The organism is Janthinobacterium sp. GW821-FHT03A03 (genome assembly GCF_059421435.1).
In genome coordinates this window covers 56899-75340 of the sequence record NZ_JBWKUZ010000015.1, presented here as the reverse complement: position 1 = coordinate 75340, position 18442 = coordinate 56899, and the positions used below count along the sequence as shown (strand labels likewise).

The window sequence follows — 18442 nt, the reverse complement described above, 5'->3', positions numbered from 1 at the left end:
CCTTTGTAATTGGGGATGCTAGTGAACAAGACTGAATTGATCGACCACATTGCTGAAAAAGCTGACATTTCCAAAGCCGCCGCTGCGCGCGCACTCGACGCTGTTATCGGCGGCGTGACGGAAACTTTGAAAAACAACGACAGCGTGACCCTGGTTGGTTTTGGTACCTTCTCGGTGAGCGAACGTGCTGAGCGTACCGGCCGCAATCCGCGTACCAAAGAAGCGATCACGATCGAAGCTGCAAAAGTCCCGAAATTTAAAGCTGGTAAAGCTTTGAAGGATGCTGTAAACTAACGGACTTCGGTGAGGTGACAATCACCGGAAACATTTGGCGGCGCCTCCGGGTGCCGCGATTTCAGGATCGGAGTTCCTTGAATGACGATCCTGGATGCAAATGCAAGTAGTACTGTGTATTTTTCGGAGTGGTAGTTCAGTTGGTTAGAATGCCGGCCTGTCACGTCGGAGGTCGCGGGTTCGAGTCCCGTCCGCTCCGCCAAAAAAAATACGCTCTCAAGGAGTGGTAGTTCAGTTGGTTAGAATACCGGCCTGTCACGTCGGGGGTCGCGGGTTCGAGTCCCGTCCGCTCCGCCAGAATATAGAAACCCGCGCTGCCGAATAAGCAGCGCGGGTTTTTCTTTTATGCGCCCGATTATCTTTGCGCTTTCCCTTTTTAATTCCGCCGCCGCGCTTTTTTCGAATCGGGGGCGCGCGCATTTAAATCCGCTTTAAGCTTTGCCGTGTTTAATGTCCAGGCTGCCGTCTTGCCGGCCATGCGCGCGTGCGCTGATTTGCGGCGCGGCACGCGGCGCCGGGGCAGGGCGCGCGCCCTGATTTACTCTTGCTATAGCGCTATGGGCATTGTAGAATCAGGAGATAATGGCTTGGGCGTCAGAATCCTGCTTTAGTTCCAGCGCCAAGTTGTTGAATCTAAAGGGGAAGTGGACATCTGTCCCGTCCATTCCGCCGAAGAAATCAAGGCGAACGCATGTTCGCCTTTTTTTATAGTGATCCACTCATCCCGAATTGGCTGACCATGTTTGAATTTATTCGTACCCATCGACGCTTGATGCAGTTTCTTTTGATGCTGGTCATCGTCCCGTCTTTTGCACTGGTCGGTATCAGCGGCTACCAAAGCTTCGGCGACGGCGCGAACACCATCGCCAAGGTCGGCGACCAGGTCGTTACGCAGCAGCAATATGAAGAAGCGCAACGCCAGCAGATCGACCGCTACCGCCAGATGATGGGCGAGCAGTTCGACCAGAAAATGTTTGACACGCCGGAAGCCCGCAAGAGCATCCTCGACAACCTGATCGCCGAGCGCGCCGTGGCTGCCGAAGTGGGCCGCAGCCGCCTCGTCATCAGCGATGCCGTGCTGCAGAAGGAAGTGCTGGAAATCCCCGGCTTGACCTTGCCGGACGGTAAATTCGACCTGGAACGCTACAAGGCCATGCTGGCCGCCCAGGGCATGACGCCGCAGATGTACGATGCGCGCCGCCGCAGCGACCTGGCCCTGCAGCAGCTGGCCGGCGCCGTGCAAGGCACGGCCTTCGCGCCGGCCACCGTTGCCAAGCGCCTGTCGGACATCACCTCGGAAGAGCGTGAAGTGCAGGAACTGCTGTTGCCGCTCGCCCAGTACGTGCCGCAAGTCAAGGTCACGGACGCCATGGTCAAGGATTTCTATGAAAAGAACGGCAAGTTCTTCGCCATCCCGGAACAGGCAAAGATCGAATACGTGGTGCTCGATGACAGTGCCGCCGGCGAGCAGGTCGACGTCACCGACGCCGATGTGACCGGCTACTACACGAAGAACCAGAAAGCTTATACGACGCCGGAAGCGCGCCAGGCCAGCCATATCCTGGTTGCAGTCAAGAAAGACGCATCGGCCGCCGACAAGGCCGCCGCCAAGGCCAAGGCCGAAGCCATCCTCGCGGACGTGCGCAAGACGCCTGCCAGCTTTGCCGCCGTGGCCAGGGCCAAGTCCGAAGACCCGGCGTCCGCCGAGCAGGGCGGCGACCTGGGCGTCATCGGCAAGGATGGCCTGCCGGCGCCGCTGCTGAGCGCTGTCAACCAGCTCAAGCAAGGTGAGATCAGCGACGTCGTCGCTTCCGATTTCGGCTACCACATCCTGACCGTCACCTCGCTCAAGCCGCAGCACGTCAAGGCGCTGGACGAAGTACGGGGCGAAATCACGGCTGACCTGCGCAAGCAATTTGCAGCCAAGAAATATTCGGAAATGGCGGAAACCTTTACCAATACCGTGTACGAGCAATCGGACAGCCTCAAGCCGGTGGCCGACAAGCTGAAACTGAAAGTGGAAAGCGTCGCCAACCTGTCGCGCACGCCGTCGCCGGCACTGGGCAAGGCGCCGTTCAACAACGCCAAGTTCCTCGCCGCCATCTTCTCGAATGATTCGCTGAAGGACAAGCGCAACACGGAAGCCGTCACCGTGGCGCCGAACGTGCTCATTTCCGGCCGCGTGGTGGAGTTCAAGCCGGCAACGAAGCGTCCGCTGGCCGAAGTCGAAGCGATGATCCGTCAGCGCGTGACCATGGAAGAAGCGGAAAAGCTGGCGAAGAAGGCCGGCGAAACCAAACTGGCGGCCCTGAAGGCGTCGGGCGACGCCACCGGTTTCGGTGCGGCGCAATGGGTGTCGCGCAGCAAGCTTGACGGCATCAACCGCGCCGCCATCGCGCAAGTAATGAAGGCCGACACGAGCAAGCTGCCAGCCTACGTGGGCGTGGACTTGCCAGCCCTGGGCTACGGCATCTACCGCATCGGCAAGGTGCAGCAGCCGGCGCAAGTCGATGCGGCGCGCCGCCAGCAAGAGAAAGACCAGATCAGCGGCATCCTGGCGCAACAGGAAATGTTCGATTACGTTGAGTACCTGAAAGCCAAGGCCAAGGTGAAGATCGTCAAGCCGGTCACCGCACCAGCCGCCCCAGCGTCGGAAGCGCCGTAAGATTTAGTTTCCACGCATAAAAATAGCCGCTCTTGAGCGGCTATTTTTTTGTCTGCGAGTCGGGAACTTTATATAAGCCACCGGCGTAAGACTGGGGTCGGCCGCTTCGCGGTTGCAAGACGCTCCATTGGAGCGTCTTGCCACTCAGGGTCCGACCCCGGCAGTTCGGTCTTCGGGGTGAAAATTGAGTGAACTTATGAACCGGCTTACTTCGCCCCCAGCAACGGCGCCAGTTGTGGCCAGATATTTTTCAGGATCGCCGGATGCGCCTTGGCATTCGGGTGCATGCGGTCGGCCTGGAACAGCTGCGGCTGGTCGGCGATGCCTTCGAACATGAAGGGTACGAGCGGCGCCTTCCATTCCTTTGCCAGCTTGCCGTACACGCCATAAAATTGCTCGCCATAGGCGCGGCCGTAGTTGGGCGGCATGCGCATGCCCACCAGCACCACCTGCGCGCCTGTTTTCCTGGCCGCGTCGCCCATGGCGCGCAGGTTCGCTTCGGCGGCCGCCACGGGCAAGCCGCGCAAGCCGTCGTTGGCGCCCAGCTCGATCAGCACCACGTCCGGCCGGTGCCTGGCCAGCAGGGCGGGCAGGCGCGCGCGGCCGCCGCTGGTGGTCTCGCCGCTGATGCTGGCGTTGACGATGCGCGTGTCGTTCTTTTGCGCTTGCAGCCGCTGTTCCAGCAGCGCCACCCAGCCCGTGCCCCGCGCCAGCCCGTACTCGGCCGAGAGACTATCGCCGAGCACCAGCAGCGTTTTTGGTGCAGAATAGGCGTTCGTCATGCCTGACGCCAGGAGCAGGGCTGCCGCAGGAAGCAAGGACAGGGTGCGCCGCCGCAGGCGGTTGCCGCCCTTGACACTTATTTGTTCACGAAATTTCTTAAGATAGATCAGCATGCCCGAATTCCCTAAAGCGACTTCCACCAGTTTTCTCCCGTCCGAGACAGCAGCACGGCGGGCCGCCCAGCAGCCCGCCGCAAGCAACAGCCAAAACGGCCAAAATGCCCGGCCGGCCATCGAAGTGGTCCAGCTGGCCAAGCGCGTACCCGATGCCGATGGCGAGCTGACCATCCTGCATCAAGTCGATTTTACCGTGCAAACGGCCGAGACGCTGGCCATCGTCGGCGCCTCCGGTTCCGGCAAGTCGACCTTGCTCGGCCTGCTGGCGGGGCTGGACACGCCCAGCGCAGGCAAGGTGGTGCTCGACGGCACCGATATCTTCGCCCTCGATGAAGACGGCCGCGCCGGTTTCCGCAAGGACAAGCTCGGTTTCGTGTTCCAGTCCTTCCAGCTGCTGGCCCACCTGACGGCGCTGGAAAACGTCATGCTGCCGCTGGAATTGCGCGGCGACCCCGATGCGAAGGAAAAGGCGCAAGCCATGCTGGGCAGAGTGCACCTGGGCAGCCGCCTGAAGCATTATCCGAAATACCTGTCCGGCGGCGAGCAGCAGCGCGTGGCGCTGGCGCGCGCGTTCGTGACGGAGCCGCCGCTGCTGTTCGCCGACGAGCCGACGGGCAGCCTGGACGCCGCCACCGGCGAAGCCGTGATCCAGCTGATGTTCGAGCTGAACCGTGAACGGGGTTCGACCCTGGTGCTGGTCACGCATGACAATTCGATTGCGGCCCGCTGCGGCCGGACGATTACGATCTCAGCAGGCCGTTTGATCTAGCGCAGTGATCATGCCGACAAGGCATTGATCAGCTTGCGGATGGCCGGGATCAGTTCCCCGGCCGTCAGGCCGATGGGGCCGTTGCCCGCCGCCACCAGCGCATCGGCGGCCGCGCCATGCAGCCACACGGCGCCAAGCGCCGCTTCCCATTCCGGCCAGCCCTGCGCCAGCAGGCTGCCGCACAGGCCGGACAGCACGTCGCCCGTGCCGGCCGTCGCCAGCGCGGGGCCGCCCGTGTTGTTGATGACGATGCCGCCATCGGGCGCGGCGATCACCGTGCCCGATCCTTTCAGGACGACGATCACGCCCAGCTGCGCCGCCAGCTGGCGCGCCGCGCCCGGGCGGTCGGCCTGCACCTCGGCCACCGTCAGGTCGAGCAGGCGCGCCGCCTCCAGCGGATGCGGCGTCAATATCGTCGCGCCCGCGCCCGTGCGCACGGCCAGCGCCGATTGCAGCTCCGGCTCGGCCGCCATCAGGTTCAGCGCGTCCGCGTCCAGCAGCAGCGGGCTGTCGCTGTCAATGGCACGCTGCAGCAGCTCCACCGTATCGGCGTCGTCGCCCAGGCCCGGTCCGGCCACCAGCGCGGCAAAGTGCAGGCCCGAGAAATCCACGTCCTGCGCACGGCGGCACATCAGTTCCGGCTGGCCGCTGTCAAACGCGGGCGGTGCGTCGGGAAAGGCGATGTACACTCTTCCCGCGCCCGCATGCAGGGCCGCGCGTGCCGCCAGGATGGGCGCGCCGGCCATGCCTTGCGCGCCGCCGATGACGGCCACGCTGCCGTAGCTGCCCTTGTGGGTGTTCTGGCGCCGTGGCAGCAAATGGCGCGCAAACAGGTGCAGGCCGCCCAGCTGCGCCCTGGCTTCCGGCAGCAGGGCGGGATCGATCGCCAGCGCCGCCACTTCCACTTCGCCCGCATGGTCGCGGCCATGCGCCGTGTGCAGGCCCGGCTTGTCGCCGATGAAGGTCAGCGTGTGCGTGGCGCGGATGGCCACGCCGTCGACGGCGCCCGTGTCCGCGTGCAGGCCGCTGGGCACGTCGAGCGCCAGCACGGGGCAATCGAGCTTGTTGACCAGTTGCGCCATGTCGCGGCATTCGCCGTCCAGGGGGCGCGTAGCGCCGATGCCGAACAGGCCGTCGATGACGAGGTTCCATGGCGCCGCGGCCACGGCGGCCGCAGCCGTGCTGGTGGCCGCCTCCATGCAGCGCGCGGCGCTGTTGCGGGCGCGGCTCAGCGCCACTTCGCGTTCGGGCGAGGTGGCGTGCGCCGCGGGCGCCAGCCAGACGAGCACTTCGATGCCGCTGCCGGCCAGGTGGGCGGCAGCTTCGAGCGCGTCGCCGCCGTTGTCGCCGGGGCCGGCCAGCACGAGCGCGCGCATGTGGCCCGCGCTGGCGCGGTCTTCCTGCCCGTGCAGCAGCTTCAGGGCGGTGCTGGCGGCGGCCTGCCCGGCGCGCTGCATCAGGGCGCCCTGCGGCAAGGCCTGCGCTGCCGCCTGTTCGATGGCGCGGATGTCGGCGATGGTGTACAGCGGGGTGGCGGAGTCGATCAGGGTCATGGCGTCTTCCATTAGTCAGTATTCCTTCAACATAAGGCTGATCGGCGCGGAAGGCAAGGCGCGCACGCCTGCCGCGTGCCGCAAATTGTGCGGCTACAATAGCCATCTCACATAGCGCGGGAGGCAGGACGATGGACTGGCAATTCTGGATCGACCGGGGCGGCACCTTTACGGACATCGTGGCGCGCCGTCCTGACGGCAGCCTGGCCACCTGCAAGCTGCTGTCGGAAAACCCTGGCCAGTACCGCGACGCGGCGCTGGCCGGCATGCGCCAGCTGATGGGCCTTGCGCCGGGCGCGCCGCTGCCCGTGGAGCGGCTGGGTGCCATCAAGATGGGCACGACCGTGGCGACCAATGCGCTGCTCGAACGCAAGGGCGAGCCGACCGTGCTGGCCATCACGCGGGGGTTCCGCGACGCGCTGCGCATCGCCTACCAGAACCGCCCGCAGCTGTTTGCGCGCCAGATCATCTTGCCCGAACTGCTGTACGGCGCAGTGATCGAGATCAATGAACGCATGGGCGCCCACGGCGACGTCGTCATGCCGCTCGACGAGGATGCGGCCAGCGCGGCGCTGCGGCGCGCGCATGCGCGCGGCGCGCGCGCCATCGCCATCGTGCTGATGCACGGCTACCGCTACCACGCGCACGAGGCGCGCCTGGCGCAGCTGGCGCGCGAGGCGGGCTTTACGCAGGTGTCCGTGTCGCACGAGGTCAGCCCCATGATGAAACTGGTGGCGCGCGGCGACACCACCGTCGTCGACGCCTATCTGTCGCCCATCCTGCGCCGCTACGTCGATCAGCTGGCGATGGAGCTGCCCGGCGTGCACCTGCAATTCATGCAGTCGAACGGCGGCTTGACGGATGCGCGCGCCTTCCAGGGCAAGGACAGCATCCTGTCCGGCCCCGCCGGCGGCATCGTCGGCATGGTGCGCGCCAGCGCGCTGGCCGGCTTCGACAAGGTCATCGGCTTCGACATGGGCGGCACGTCCACCGACGTGTCGCATTACGCGGGCGAGTTCGAACGCGTGTTCGAGACGCAGATCGCCGGCGTGCGCATGCGCGCACCGATGATGAGCATCCACACGGTGGCGGCGGGCGGCGGCTCCATCCTGCATTTCGACGGCGCCCGCTACAAGGTGGGGCCGGACAGCGCGGGCGCCAATCCCGGCCCGGCCAGCTACCGGCGCGGCGGCCCGCTGGCCGTCACCGACTGCAACGTCATGCTGGGCAAGCTGCAGCCGGCCTTCTTCCCCCGCGTTTTCGGCCCCGATGCCGACGAAGCGCTGGATGCGGCCACCGTGCGCGCCCAGTTCGAAGCGCTGGCGCGCGCGGCGAGCGCCAGCGGCGGCGCGGCGACCACCGCGGAACAGGTGGCCGAAGGCTATATCGCCATCGCCGTGGGCAATATGGCCAACGCCATCAAGCAGATTTCCGTGCAGCGCGGCCACGACGTCACCGAATATACCTTGACCAGCTTTGGCGGCGCGGGCGGCCAGCACGCCTGCCTGGTGGCCGATGCGCTGGGCATGCGCACCGTCTTCATCCACAGCCTGGCGGGGGTGATGTCGGCCTACGGCATGGGCCTGGCCGACCAGAGCGCCATGCGCGAACAGGCCGTCGAAGCGGCATTGGGCGCATATCCGGCCCTGGCGCGCGATGTCGCGGCCCTGGGTGAACTGGCGCGCGGCGATTTGCTGCGCCAGGGCGTGGCGCTTGACCGCATCGCGCTCGTGCCGCGCGTGCACCTGCGCTACGAAGGCACGGATACGGCCCTCGTCGTGCCGTTCGATACGGTGCCTGGCATGCAGGCGCAGTTCGAAGCGGCGTACAAAAAGCGCTTTTCCTTCCTCATGCCGGCGCGCGCGCTGGTCGTCGAAGCCATTTCCGTGGAAGCCATCGGCGCGTCCGATGCGCCGCCAATGGCCGCGCCGGCCCATGCGCCCCGCGCAGGCGCGCTGGCGCCCATGGAAACGGTGGCCATGTACTGCGCCGGCGCCTGGCGCGACAGCGGCCTGTATGCGGCGGACAGCCTGCGTCCCGGCGACGCCATCGACGGTCCGGCCATCGTCAGCGACGCCAACGCCACCACCGTGATCGAGCCGGGCTGGCGCGCCGAGGTGACGGCGCACGGCCATTTGATCCTGCGCAGAGTGGAGGCCTTGCCGGAGCGTGTCGCCATCGGGACGAATGCCGATCCCGTCATGCTGGAAATCTTCAACAACCTGTTCATGTCGATCGCCGAGCAGATGGGACTGCGCCTGCAAAATACGGCCCATTCCGTCAACATCAAGGAGCGCCTGGACTTCAGCTGCGCCATCTTCGACGCCCAAGGCCAGCTGATCGCCAACGCGCCGCACATGCCCGTGCACCTCGGTTCCATGGGCGAGAGCATCCGCACCGTGATGACGCGCAATGCGGGCGCCATGCGGCCCGGCGACGTCTTCATGCTGAACGACCCGTACCACGGCGGCACGCACCTGCCCGACGTGACGGTGATTTCCCCCGTGTTCGATGAAAACGGCGAGGCCATCCTGTTCTATGTCGGCTCGCGCGGCCACCATGCGGACATCGGCGGCACCACGCCAGGCTCCATGCCGCCCGACTCCACGCGCATCGAGCAAGAGGGCGTGTTGATCGACAATTTCAAGCTGGTCGACGGCGCCACGGGGGCGATGCGCGAAGCGGAAACCCTGGCCCTGCTGGCGGGCGCCAGCTGGCCGGCCCGCAATCCCCGGCAAAACCTGGCCGACCTGCGCGCCCAGGTGGCGGCCAACCAGAAGGGAGCCGAGGAGCTGCATGGCATGGTCGCGCATTTCGGCTTGCCAGTCGTGCAAGCCTATATGGGCCACGTGCAGGACAATGCGGAGGAAGCCGTGCGCCGGGTCATCACCACCCTTAAGGACGGCAGCTATGCTTTGGCGCTGGACAACGGCGCGCAGATCAAGGTGGCGATCACGGTCGACGCGGCCCGGCGCAGCGCCGTCATCGACTTCACGGGCACCTCCGCCCAGCTGCCGAACAACTTCAATGCGCCGTCCGCCGTCTGCATGGCGGCCGTGCTGTACGTGTTCCGCACCCTCGTCGACGACGACATTCCCTTGAACGCGGGCTGCCTGAAGCCCTTGACCGTCATCATCCCGCCCGGCTCCATGCTCAATCCGCAGTACCCGGCCTCCGTCGTCTCGGGCAACGTGGAAACCTCGACCTGCATCACCAACGCCCTGTACGGCGCGCTGGGGGCCATGGCCGCCTCGCAGGGCACGATGAACAATTTCACGTTCGGCAGCGAGAAATATCAGTATTACGAGACGATATCGGGCGGCTCGGGCGCCGGCCCCGGCTTCGACGGCACGGACGTGGTGCAGACTAACATGACCAATTCGCGCCTGACGGACCCGGAAATCCTGGAATGGCGCTTCCCCGTGCGCCTCGACAGCTACAGCATCCGCGCCGGTTCGGGCGGGGCGGGGCGCTGGCAGGGCGGCAACGGCGGCGTGCGCCGGGTGCGCTTTCTGGAACCGATGACGGCCGCCATCCTGTCGAACAACCGGATTATTGCGCCGTTCGGCATGGACGGCGGCGCGCCGGGCGCGCTGGGGCGCAACTACGTCGAGCGCGTGGACGGCACGGTGGAGCAGCTGGCGCATATCGGCAAGACCGCCATGCACCCCGGCGACGTGTTCGTCATCGAGACGCCGGGCGGCGGCGGCTACGGCAAGCCGGAATAGGCGGTACCGGCGCCGGCGTTGGCCCCGCTCAGCTGCGCGCGCACCAGGCCCACGTCGCGCATGGGCGCGCGGCCGAACTGGCGGCTGTATTCGCGGCTGAACTGCGATTCGCTGGCGTAGCCGACGCGGTAGCCGGCCGTGCCGGCGTCGATCTGCTCGACCAGCATGAGGCGCCGCGCCTCCTGCAGGCGCAGCAGCTTCTGGTACTGCATCGGCGTCATGGCCGTAATCGCCTTGAAGTGGTGGTGCAGCGAGGACATGCTCATGTTCGCCATGCCGGCCAGGTGCTCGATGCGCAGCGGCTGCGCGTAATGGTGTTTGATCCAGTCGATGGCTTGCGCCACCTGGTGCGACTGGCTGCTGGCCAGCGCCATGTGGCGCAAACGCGCGCCCACGGGGCCGTTGAGCAGGCGGTAGGTCAGTTCACGGCGGATCAAGGGCGCCAGGGCGGCGATTTCGCCCGGTTTGTCGAGCAGGCGCACGAGGCGCAGCATGGCGTCGAGCAGCTCGGGCGAGACGTCGCTGACGGAAATGCCGCGCGTGGCGGGCAGGATCTTCTGCTGCGCGCTGCCAACCGCGCCGCCGGCGCTTTCGCTGTCGAGCAGGGCCGCCACGTCGGCGATGTCGATGCCCAGCACCACGCACAGATGCGGCTGTTCCTCGCTTGCCTGCGCCACGCGCACCTGCACGGGCAGGTCGACGGACGTCAGCAGATACTGCATGCGGCTGTAGTGGAAGGTGTCGCTGCCCAGGGTGACGTCCTTCGCGCCCTGCGCGATGATGGCCACGCTGGGGCGCGCCGCGTGGAACAGCGACTCCGTGACCGAGGACTGGCGGTGGAACGTCAGGTTGGCGATGGCCGTCGCGTAGTCGCCGTTGCGCGGCGCATGGCGGCTGATCAGGGCGGCGATTTCATCTTGCGGGAGGATCTGTGCGGACATGGGGGCAGTATGCGTCAGGCGGGGAGGGCGGGGCTTGATCTTACGCAGATTTGGAGGATCGTGCAAAGGTCTTGCAGGATCGCGGTAACGGCGGACCGGCATCTCGGGCACACTTGTGCAATCGCATGCATGGCACGCGTTCCCCTCGTCACACATTACAGATACAGGAGTTTTCATGAGCACCATCGCCAAAGGCTACGCCGCACTGGGCCCCGCCTCCGCACTGCAACCGTTCACGTTCGAGCGCCGCGCCCCGCGCGAAGACGACGTGGCCATCTCGATCAAATATTGCGGCGTGTGCCATTCCGACATCCACCAGGCGCGCGACGAATGGGGCGGTTCCGCCTTTCCCATGGTGCCCGGCCATGAAATCGCCGGCGTCGTCACGGCTGTCGGCGCCAATGTGAGCAAGTTCAAGGTGGGCGACCACGTGGGCGTGGGCTGCTTCGTCGATTCCTGCACCACCTGCAAGACGCGCAACGTGGACCTGGAACAGTACATGCCGGGCCTGATCCAGACCTACAACGGCGTCGAAGCGGACGGCAAGACGGCCACGCAGGGCGGCTATTCGGACAGCATCGTCGTCAAGGAAGGCTATGTGCTGTCGATTCCCGACAACCTGCCATTGGACGCGGCCGCGCCCCTGCTGTGCGCCGGCATCACCCTGTACTCGCCGCTGAACCACTGGAAGGCCGGCCCTGGCAAGCAGGTGGCCATCCTGGGCATGGGCGGCCTGGGCCACATGGGCGTGAAAATCGCCCACGCCATGGGCGCCGAAGTGACGGTGCTGAGCCAGACCCTGTCGAAGCGCGAAGACGGCCTGCGCCTGGGCGCCGACCACTACTACGCCACCAACGACGCGCAAACGTTCAGCAAGCTGGCCGGCACGTTTGATTTGATCATCTGCACCGTGGGCGCGGCCATCGACTGGAACCAGTACATCAACCTGCTGAAAGTGGACGGCAACATGGTCATCGTCGGCATCCCCGACGGCGCCGTGCCGCCGATCAGCGCCTTCGGCCTGGTGGGCGCGCGCCGCAGCCTGTCCGGCTCCATGATCGGTTCGATCAAGGAAACCCAGGAAATGCTGGATTTCTGCGGCAAGCACAATATTGTCTCGGACATCGAGATCATCCGCATCCAGGATATCAATGAGGCGTTCGAGCGCGTCGTCAAAAGCGACGTCAGATATCGTTTCGTCATCGACATGGCGTCGTTGGCTGAGTAATTTGACAAGGGGGCAGGCCCGCCGGGCCTGTCTCCCTTGGTCCCCGCCATCGCTTCATCCCCGCCAAAAATCAGGTTCCCGCGTCAATTGGCCGTCGTCAGCAGCGCCCGCCATGCGGATCAACTGTGGCATGCACTGATCTGCGCCTGCTGGCGCGGCATCGCGCCCCGGGCGGCAGCGCGGCCGCTGATCAAGGCAATGCCCGCAACTTGCTCAGCGTGCCGCTTCCGGCGCCGTCCAGACCAGGTTCCACAGGTGGCCATCGATATCCTCGAAGCCCTGGTCATACATGAAGCCATGGTCCTCGGGCGGATGCGGTATGCGGCCGCCGGCGGCAGCGGCCCTGGCGATCAGGCTGTCCACCTCTTCCCGGCTTTCGCAACTGAGGCAAATGACGACTTCATTGGCTTGCCTTGCATTCGCCACCGGCTTGTCGATCAGGGACTGGAAGAAGGGTTCGGTCGTCAGCATGGCCTGGATGGTATCGCCGACGATGTGCATGAACGCCGCGTTCTCTGCGCTGAAGCGGGGATTGAAGGCAAAGCCGAGAGCGGAAAAGAAGGCCCGGGATTTGTCCAGGTCCTTCACGGGCAGGTTGAGGATGATCTGTTTGTTCATGGTGCCTCCTTGCCAGGGTGGAATAGGGCGGACCAGGGGGAATGGGCAGGCGGCGCCTCATTCCTGCGGCTACGGTCCGTCACGACTGTACCTCATTTGACAGCGCAGCGGCAGTCAGTTCAATTCTGAGTGGCCGCAGCATGTTCAATTAATCAACATTATATATAAGTGCTTATGTAAATCATGCTACCATGGCTGCATGCAATCGTGACTGTGCACACCATCGTCGTGCGCACTTTTTCACACAACGATAAGACGATTCGTAGTCCAACTTGGAGGAAAGATATGTCAGGCAAAAGGAAGTTTGTCGCAGGCGTCGTATTGGGTGCCCTGTTGTCGTTGCCCGCCTTCGCGGCGCAGGACGCCGCCTTGAAAGCAGCCGATCGCGCCGCGGTCGTGCAGGCGCTGGCGGAGAAAATGAACGCGAATTACATCGATCCCGCCGTGGCCGAACGGGTCGGCAGCGCGATCGCCAGGAAAAATGCCGAAGGGGGCTATGCGAGCGCCGCCAGCGCGCAGGCGTTCAGTGCGGCCTTGGCGCAGGACTTGCGCGCATTGAGCGGCGACCTGCATTTCGGCGCCATGCTTGACCAAGGTTTCCGCGAGCGCGGCAACGCCGCCGAGGTGCCCACGCGCGCCAGGATGGACGAAGCGCGCGAGCAGGCCGGGCGTTGGGGCTATGGCATCGAGAAGGTCGAACGCCTTCCCGGCAACGTCGGCTACATCGAGCTGCGCGGCTTCGGGCGCACGGAATTCGTCGGCCCGGCCTACTCGGCGGCCATGTCGCTGATGGCGGGAACGGAGGCGCTGATCCTCGACCTGCGCCGCAACGGCGGCGGCAGCCCGTCCAGCGTGGCTTACCTGATCAGCCATTTCTTCCCGCTCGGCGACGAGCGTCACCTGATCGACATATACAATCGCCCGAGCGATACGACACGGCAGATCTTTACCGTGGCGACGGTCGCCCAGCGTTACGACAAGCCCGTGTACGTGCTGACGTCGGCCCGCACGTTTTCGGGCGGGGAAGACTGCGCCTATAGCTTCCAGGCGCAGAAGCGCGGCACGGTGGTCGGGGAAACCACGGGCGGCGGCTCCAATCCCGTGGGCCGGTTCAGCGTGGGGCAGGGCATCGTGGTCGTGATTCCCACCTCGCGCACGACCAATTTCGTCACCAAGACCAATTGGGAGCACGTCGGCGTCAAACCGGACATCGCCGTGCCCGCGGCGCAGGCGCTGCAGACGGCGCATGTCGCCATCCTGCGCAACTTGGTGTCGTCCGAAAAGGACGGCGACGAGCGCAAGGAACTGCAGCGCGTGCTGGCGATGGCAGAGAAGGGGGAGTCCGACAAGCCTGTCTACACGCTCAGGGGCGAGCGTTGATCTAACCGCTGCGCGGGCGGGAAGTGCCTGCCCTGCGCGCCGGGTACGACGGTGACCGGCGCACACCCACGGCCAAGCCGGCGCGGCGCCGATACGCTGGGCACTGCGCCCGGTCAGGCGACCTGGAATGCGCACATGGCCAGATACAAGGCCCGCTGGGTGCTCACGGCGTGCGTGCAGCACGTGACGTCAGCGCCGGCTTTATCGTCCTCGAAGGCCGTCATGTACGGCGGTTTGGACCCCAAAGCGGACGTTTACAGATCGACTTCTCAAGTTCAAAGTCGTTGTTCAGCTAATCGTCGCCATCGCTAACGTCATGAGGACCATAGATGTCGAGATCGAACTTGATTCCGCGTGAACCAAGCGCAAGCATGGTTTCCGGACTGAGGGAGAGGCCGTCGTTCGTGCTCTGCATGAACGCGCCACAAAACATGTCTACGTCACAGGAAGAGGTCAGGGCCTGCCAGACCATGAGATCGTCAGTCATTTTGGCCATCAACCATTTGATCTGACCATCAAGGTCTTCCGGCTCCGTCCTATCAGCCGTAAGAAAGCAACTCCTGCAGGTCATTGTTCGCTCCCTTCCAGAAGGATACTTGATCACTTCTCCCTTTACTCTTGCTTGGGTTGGTTCGCATTTCAACATGCGCGAGATTTCCGCCGGCTGGAGTTTGTCACCAAAAATTCTTAGGCTTGCTGCTGATTGACGGAGTAGTCCCATAATTTAGTGTGATCGTTCGTTATACCGAGTTAAAAGGTCGGTTTCGGTTGATGCTTCAAAGTCCGTTTTTGGCCGATTACCGCCTAGCCGAAAACCTGTATATACCAATACATTTTCGGAGCAGCAAACCAACTTTCATTCCTGGCATTTCTAAACTGAGCCAGCTGTTTCATGGGTATTTGATACCGGGCAAAAAGCGCTAGCAAGTCCCGCAAGGACGCTTGACTGAGGTTCGAAGATTTCATCACAAGAGCATCCTGCTCCCAGCGAAGCGTGCCCGAAATTTGCATGCCCCACTCGAACAAATGTCGTTCGTCAAGTTGCGAGGCGAAGGTGATACCAGAACAGTCAAGTCGAACCATCAATTCTTTCCATTCTTTGCTCTGATTGCGGTCCAATGGCGCTTCTGGCCGCTTCTGGCCGACTTCGGTCGCTAGCGACTATATGCCCCAAAGCGGCAGGTACTGAATATGTCTATGCTCGCTTGCCACGTTGACATGAAAACATCAGAAACTCAACATTTTCTGGTTCCGCAAGCCACCTTGCTGCGATTTCGGCGCCGGGATTTTCTACGTTCAGTACGGCTATGTCGGATTGCCACTCTTTATCGTCCGGATCACCGAATCCGACCTTGCAGCCGGAATGAATAAGGGCATTGACCACGCGTGCCACGACTGACGGAAGCTCGTCACTTGTATAGTTCGCCCACCGAACCTCCGCTAGTGATATATCCGAACCAATATAACTTATGGCAAGGTGACATTTTTCGCTTGCGCCTCTGTTGCGATCTTGGATTCGAGCAGTTTCCACGCTCGTTCTAACGCAGCATATAAAACATCGGCTTTACTGATGGTAGTTGGTCCAAGCAAACAGTTGGCACGTATTTCAGCAGATTTGTTGCCACCAGCCATGAAAGGAATACCGTCCAATGACAATAGTTGTACCTTGAAATCGCTGGCAGCTTTCTTGCGTTCGGCCTCCAGCGCTCTGGCGTCGTCATCGGTAATGCTGGCCTTGACCATAAAGACTGAAGCCTCCACCTCTGTCCATGTACCTGCTTTAATCAGCACAGCTTTCATCCCATTCAGCTTGGCGCGGTAGTACTTATCCTGGTTTTTGAATTTTTCTAGCGCGCCATTCAATTCGCCCTTAAAGCCTGCAGCATACTGCTGTGCGAATTCGGGGCGATCACAGTCCTCGTTATGTCCCGCTTGAGCTTGAGTATTCAGCAAGGAGGTCGATAGCAGTAGCGCAGCGGAAATTATTCTCATGAATATGGACTATAAAATAATGATTATGACATTGGTCCGCAATGCGGCTATGTCTGTTATTGGCCGCAAACGGGCTCCAAGCAAGCTACATGCCCAGCCTGGCTAAAAAGTGGTGCCTGCTAAGGCGCAGGCGAAGATGACACTGCCGGGGCGCTGGCGTTCACGCCATCGATAAAGCCTTCAGAAAATTCATCCCATGCGCCGCAGACCAGCCACAGACAAGCTGCGAAGGCAAGCAGTTTTCGATCGTTTTTCCTGAAGCCGAAAATGAGCAGGGCAGCACCTGCGACAAAGAATAAGGGAGTGACAATATACATGCAGAGCCTTCGATTGATTGTTCATTGCTAATTTTCATAAACAGCCAGACGCACTGCGACAGCGTCGCGTCATGCCCGGGCGGCTCGTGGTTGCGAGCAGCAGGGTAACAAATTGCCAAGAGGAAAAATTCACACATTGTCACATGGGTGCGCATGGGCGCCAGCCCAGGCTCGGCACAGGCCGGCGCATGCGATTGTTGCTTTTCGAGTAATGAAAAGGTGTTGTCAGGCGCGCTCAACCCGAAAGCAGGGGGTGGGGGCTGACCTCCAGGGCCGCCCCCCGGAAGATAAACAGGCCAGCGAGCAGGCGCCAGTCAGGTCGCAATACCGTACTTGTGCTGCGTGGCCGCATACTGCTGCCGGAGCGACTCCAACTGCGGATGCCTGGGGTCGATCTTGCGGATCATCTGCATCTGGTGCTGCGCCTGTTCGGCCAGCGGCGCTTCCCAGCCCAGCATATTGAGCTGGCGCAAGATGGCGTCGACGGAAGCGAACAGCACGGGCAGGTTGCCAGGCGTCTTGCGCAGGGCCTGGCGCAGCACGAAGACGGCGCCCTTGAGCTCTCCGCTTTCCGCCTTGCTGGCCGCATCCTGCATCAGTTCCTGCACCTGGTGCGTGATTTGCTGGCCCATGCCTTGCGCCAGGTCATGCCGGCCCGCTTTCTCAAACACGTCCACGGCCGCTTCCATCGTCACGTCGCTGTCCGCTTCATTGACGAGTTTCATCATGACCTCGGACGCCGCCTGCTCCAGGTTGTTCTTCAGGCAGCTCTGCACGAGGCCCACCTTCAGCTGGGTCGACAGGCCGTGCGCGCCGTCGAGGGCGGCGGCGGCCAGCTGCAGTTCGTTGGCGGCGGCGATGTCGTTGCCCGACAATTCATGCAGCATGGCGGCCGAGATGGCGCGGCACGCTTCCACGTTGGCGTCGCCGCGCAGCGAGCGCTCCATGTCGCGCAGCACGCCGCTGGCCTGTGGCGCGTCGCCCTTCTTGACCAGCGTTTTCACCAGGTTGACGTGGTCTTCCGGGTCGCGGAACTCCGAATACTTGGCTTTGGTGACCACCTGCTTGTAGGCCCGCTCGGCCGCGCCTATGTCGCCCGTGTCGAAGGCGATGCCGCCCAGGTGGCGCAGGCGGCGCACCATGTGCGGCGAAATGGCCACCGCGTCCTCAAGGATTTTCTTCGCCTGTATCTGCTGGCCCATGGCTTCGTGGTTTTTCGCCAGCAAGTCGTAGGCGGCCATGTAGCGGGGATTGACTTCCACCAGTTCCAGCAGCGCGTCCTGCGCCTCTTCGTGGCGCTGCTGTTCGAACAGGGTGCGCGCCAGTCCCAGGTGGGCCCAGGCCATGGGGCGCGAGGCCAGCATGTCGGCGTAGATCTGTTCCGCTTCCGTCCATTCGCCGAGCGACAAATGCAGCTCGGCGCGCAGGCGGGCGAAATCGGCCGCCAGGCGCGGGTGCTGCAATTCGGCCGCGCGGCAGCTCTTCACGGCTTCGCGCAAATCGCCCTTCTCGATCAGCTGGTAGGTGGGCAGGAAGAGGGCGCGTCGTTCGATGGCGCGCGCGATGCGCCCGCTCAGCACATCGACGGTAAACGGCTTCAATATATAGTCGGACGGGGTCAGCTCGGCCGCGCTGATCACCTTGCTGTGGATGGCTTCCGACGTGAGCATGATGAAGATCGTCCACAGGCCGATCAGTTTGTGATGGCGCAAGTCTTCCAGCAATTGCTGGCCATCCTGGCCGTCCGTGCCGCTGCCCAGGTCGTATTCGCACAGGATGATGTCGAACGGCTTCTTCGTCAGCAGGCGGATGGCCGTGCCGGAATTGATCGCGTATTCCACCTTGGTGATGGCCGCCTGGTTCAGCATATTGTGCAGATTGCCCCGCATGCTGGGGTTCGGGTCGACGATCAGGACAGATAAGTCGCTATGTTCTGGCATTGTTCAGCTCTCGTTCATCTGTGTGGTCATCCGCGGCGCCATTCTTGTATGTGCCTGGCAGAATTGTTTTTTGTCAGCATACTGCAAAGCCGCCCGGCCTTGCCAGCAAAATGCATGC

15 protein-coding genes and 2 tRNA genes are annotated in these 18442 nt (G+C 63.3%); 8 read left to right on the top strand and 9 right to left on the bottom strand.

Annotation, left to right across the window (positions count from 1 at the left end; genetic code table 11):
• Nucleotides 1-21: 21 nt before the first annotated feature.
• The 4 genes from AC07VI_RS22045 to AC07VI_RS22030 all read left to right on the top strand — a co-directional run bounded on the left by AC07VI_RS22045 (nucleotide 22) and on the right by AC07VI_RS22030 (nucleotide 2959).
• Nucleotides 22-294 carry an HU family DNA-binding protein gene (locus AC07VI_RS22045; protein WP_010398442.1) on the top strand — a complete coding sequence of 91 codons (273 nt, stop codon included), beginning with the start codon at nucleotides 22-24 and terminating at the stop codon, nucleotides 292-294.
• A gap of 125 nt (nucleotides 295-419) precedes the next feature.
• A tRNA-Asp gene (locus tag AC07VI_RS22040) sits at nucleotides 420-496 on the top strand.
• 18 nt (nucleotides 497-514) lie between these two features.
• Nucleotides 515-591 (top strand) — tRNA-Asp (locus AC07VI_RS22035).
• 442 nt (nucleotides 592-1033) lie between these two features.
• Nucleotides 1034-2959: a SurA N-terminal domain-containing protein gene (locus AC07VI_RS22030; protein ID WP_172404726.1), complete on the top strand. Its 1926-nt coding sequence runs from the start codon at nucleotides 1034-1036 to the stop codon at nucleotides 2957-2959.
• A 206-nt stretch (nucleotides 2960-3165) separates the two neighbouring features.
• On the opposite strand, the gene AC07VI_RS22025 is transcribed toward AC07VI_RS22030, so the two are convergent.
• Nucleotides 3166-3855 (bottom strand): arylesterase, encoded by a 690-nt coding sequence (locus AC07VI_RS22025; protein ID WP_086145495.1) that lies wholly within the window; start codon nucleotides 3853-3855, stop codon nucleotides 3166-3168.
• 124 nt (nucleotides 3856-3979) lie between these two features.
• Between AC07VI_RS22025 and AC07VI_RS22020 the strand changes: the two genes are divergently transcribed.
• Nucleotides 3980-4627, top strand: a complete 648-nt coding sequence (locus AC07VI_RS22020) for an ABC transporter ATP-binding protein (RefSeq protein WP_216356343.1) — start codon at nucleotides 3980-3982, stop codon at nucleotides 4625-4627.
• 8 nt (nucleotides 4628-4635) lie between these two features.
• Here the strand turns inward: AC07VI_RS22020 and AC07VI_RS22015 are convergent, their stop codons facing one another.
• Nucleotides 4636-6180 (bottom strand): NAD(P)H-hydrate dehydratase, encoded by a 1545-nt coding sequence (locus AC07VI_RS22015; protein WP_099374593.1) that lies wholly within the window; start codon nucleotides 6178-6180, stop codon nucleotides 4636-4638.
• A gap of 131 nt (nucleotides 6181-6311) precedes the next feature.
• On the opposite strand from AC07VI_RS22015, the gene AC07VI_RS22010 reads away from it, so the two are divergent.
• Nucleotides 6312-9908: a hydantoinase B/oxoprolinase family protein gene (locus AC07VI_RS22010; RefSeq protein ID WP_492993981.1), complete on the top strand. Its 3597-nt coding sequence runs from the start codon at nucleotides 6312-6314 to the stop codon at nucleotides 9906-9908.
• Here AC07VI_RS22010 and AC07VI_RS22005 read toward each other — a convergent pair.
• Nucleotides 9890-10849 (bottom strand): AraC family transcriptional regulator, encoded by a 960-nt coding sequence (locus AC07VI_RS22005; RefSeq protein WP_086145497.1) that lies wholly within the window; start codon nucleotides 10847-10849, stop codon nucleotides 9890-9892. The two genes, AC07VI_RS22010 and AC07VI_RS22005, sit on opposite strands and share 19 nt — an antisense overlap.
• Before the next feature lie 175 nt (nucleotides 10850-11024).
• Between AC07VI_RS22005 and AC07VI_RS22000 the strand changes: the two genes are divergently transcribed.
• Entirely contained in the window at nucleotides 11025-12077 is a 1053-nt protein-coding gene (locus AC07VI_RS22000) for an NAD(P)-dependent alcohol dehydrogenase (protein WP_086145498.1), read from the top strand.
• A 213-nt stretch (nucleotides 12078-12290) separates the two neighbouring features.
• Here AC07VI_RS22000 and AC07VI_RS21995 read toward each other — a convergent pair whose 3' ends face one another.
• Nucleotides 12291-12695, bottom strand: coding sequence for a VOC family protein (locus AC07VI_RS21995; protein ID WP_492993984.1), 405 nt, complete (start codon nucleotides 12693-12695; stop codon nucleotides 12291-12293).
• A gap of 369 nt (nucleotides 12696-13064) precedes the next feature.
• Between AC07VI_RS21995 and AC07VI_RS21990 the strand changes: the two genes are divergently transcribed.
• The gene (locus AC07VI_RS21990; RefSeq protein WP_492993986.1) at nucleotides 13065-14075 is read left to right on the top strand and encodes a S41 family peptidase; all 1011 of its coding nucleotides are present in this window, start codon (nucleotides 13065-13067) and stop codon (nucleotides 14073-14075) included.
• A gap of 292 nt (nucleotides 14076-14367) precedes the next feature.
• Here the strand turns inward: AC07VI_RS21990 and AC07VI_RS21985 are convergent, their stop codons facing one another.
• From AC07VI_RS21985 to AC07VI_RS21965, 5 genes are all read right to left on the bottom strand, one after another.
• Entirely contained in the window at nucleotides 14368-14796 is a 429-nt protein-coding gene (locus AC07VI_RS21985; RefSeq protein ID WP_086145501.1) for a DUF4279 domain-containing protein, read from the bottom strand.
• An 83-nt stretch (nucleotides 14797-14879) separates the two neighbouring features.
• Nucleotides 14880-15194 carry a hypothetical protein gene (locus AC07VI_RS21980; RefSeq protein ID WP_139842465.1) on the bottom strand — a complete coding sequence of 105 codons (315 nt, stop codon included), beginning with the start codon at nucleotides 15192-15194 and terminating at the stop codon, nucleotides 14880-14882.
• A gap of 348 nt (nucleotides 15195-15542) precedes the next feature.
• Complete coding sequence (locus AC07VI_RS21975; RefSeq protein ID WP_086145503.1) at nucleotides 15543-16028, bottom strand: hypothetical protein; 486 nt, start codon at nucleotides 16026-16028, stop codon at nucleotides 15543-15545.
• 158 nt (nucleotides 16029-16186) lie between these two features.
• Nucleotides 16187-16384 carry a hypothetical protein gene (locus AC07VI_RS21970; RefSeq protein ID WP_139842466.1) on the bottom strand — a complete coding sequence of 66 codons (198 nt, stop codon included), beginning with the start codon at nucleotides 16382-16384 and terminating at the stop codon, nucleotides 16187-16189.
• Between the two features lie 314 nt (nucleotides 16385-16698).
• The gene (locus tag AC07VI_RS21965) at nucleotides 16699-18324 is read right to left on the bottom strand and encodes a response regulator (RefSeq protein WP_492993989.1); all 1626 of its coding nucleotides are present in this window, start codon (nucleotides 18322-18324) and stop codon (nucleotides 16699-16701) included.
• Between the last annotated feature and the right edge of the window lie 118 nt (nucleotides 18325-18442).